The 1,685-nt window shown below is 46.0% G+C and carries 1 protein-coding gene; it reads left to right on the top strand.

The genetic code is table 11. The features are described 5' to 3' along the window. On the top strand, positions 1-1,490 hold a 1,490-nt coding region (locus GX089_02010; GenBank protein ID NLP01246.1), incomplete at its 5' end, for an amidohydrolase family protein. Between the last annotated feature and the right edge of the window lie 195 nt (positions 1,491-1,685).

Below are 1,685 nucleotides of genomic sequence, written 5' to 3'. Positions count from 1 at the left end.
TGGAAGACAGCTCAAAATTCGGGAAGACAATACCTCCGCTGCCGAGAGTAGATAGGCAGGGTGAAATCATAGTACCTGAAAAGCAGATTGCCTCGCCCATGATAATCATGCCAATGGACATGGAACTGGCGCATATTGCTGGATATGAAGGATCACTGATTTATCATGGTGAAGAGAACGGCTTGTTTTTTTACAAAAGGCATTCCGGGAAGTTGCCGGAGGAGCGGGGTAAAAAGGTCAGACTTGCACATGAGTGGGATAAAATCAATGGGTTGAAGCTGCATCGGTGGGAGAGACAGTACAACGAAACCAGGAATTCTGCAAAGAACCATCCATTTCATGAGATTCCCTTGTATTTCTATGATCCAAGACGGTGGCGGAGACCTGAAAATGAAAAGATTTCTTCAGTCTTGAAAAAGACTTTGGAATATGGAAGGTGGTCAGATCCCTTTAAGAAAGTCGCTGCAGCATGGCTGGAACCATCCAAAGGGAATCAGATCGAATCCCGGCCCGGGGTTTTTCTCGGATTCAAAATGTATCCCCCGCTTGGCCATAAGCCATTCGATGAACTCTGTGAGTATCTTCCCGAATATTACCATCGCTGCCAGAAGGAACAAATACCAATTTTAACACATTGCTCTCCCGGAGGGATGACAACACACGAAATCGACTTTTATCAGGAGTTCGATGAGGCAAACAGGTCACTTCGGCAGATGATGCAAATCAAACAGTTACAGAAGGTGCTGTCGCTGCGTGGTTTTTATTCTAATCAACAGCCTGCGACCCGGCAACAATCCAATTTCAAGCCTGTTGAGCAGTCCACTCCTCAACAACCGCTCATTCAGGATGCGAAATCTTATTTCTTTGAGAACTATGTCAGCCCCAGAGCATGGGAGCCGGTACTTGAGAATTTTCCTGACCTGCGGCTCTGCCTTGCGCATTTTGGGGGCGATGAGTGGCGACAGGGGACAAAAACCGATTGGCTTGAAAAGCCCCCCAGTCGTTGGGTACAGGGTTTTGTTGATCTGACAAAGAAATACAAGAACGTGTACACCGACATCTCCTGCTTTAATTTAGCGGACAAGCTGTTTTCAGGCAGGGATACCGTTGAAAGTTCGTTGATCAATTATCTTGGCAGCTTGCGAAAACCCGACCGCACTCATCTGCGCAATAAGATCATATTCGGCACTGACTGGTATCTGACCATGATAACCAGGACCAGAGGTGGTGCATACTATGAATACTGCAGGACTATGAAGAAGTTCCTTGACCGCATTGATGAGACTTTATGGGTTCGATTTACGCTGGTGAATCCGTGGGAGTTTTACGGGTTGGGGAATGAGAAGAAGGTGGAGATGATGAAGGAGGGTTTGATAGCTGCAAAAGCAAAAGAAGCTGATGTGTGTAGGCAACTCGACCGTTTCAAACGCATCAACGATGAAGTGCAGAAACTGAAAGAGAAGTTTGCCCAATGGGACGCAAAGGAATAATATCACAATGATTCCAGATATATCACTACCAGCTCTTATTTCCGGTTTGTTTAAAATGCTCGTGATATGCTATTGGATCTGGCTCTGCGGCGCAGCTCTGCTTTTAGCGCTCTGGATTTCGAAACAGCCGAAAAAAAAGAAGATCAACCTGACAACAGGATATGTTGTATTACTAGTAGCATACCTGTTCATGCC

The sequence above is a fragment of the Fibrobacter sp. genome, assembly GCA_012523595.1.
Classification (GTDB): domain Bacteria; phylum Fibrobacterota; class Chitinivibrionia; order Chitinivibrionales; family Chitinispirillaceae; genus JAAYIG01.
Note: the sequence above shows the minus strand (reverse complement) of the source record. Positions and strands in the feature narration are given on the sequence as shown.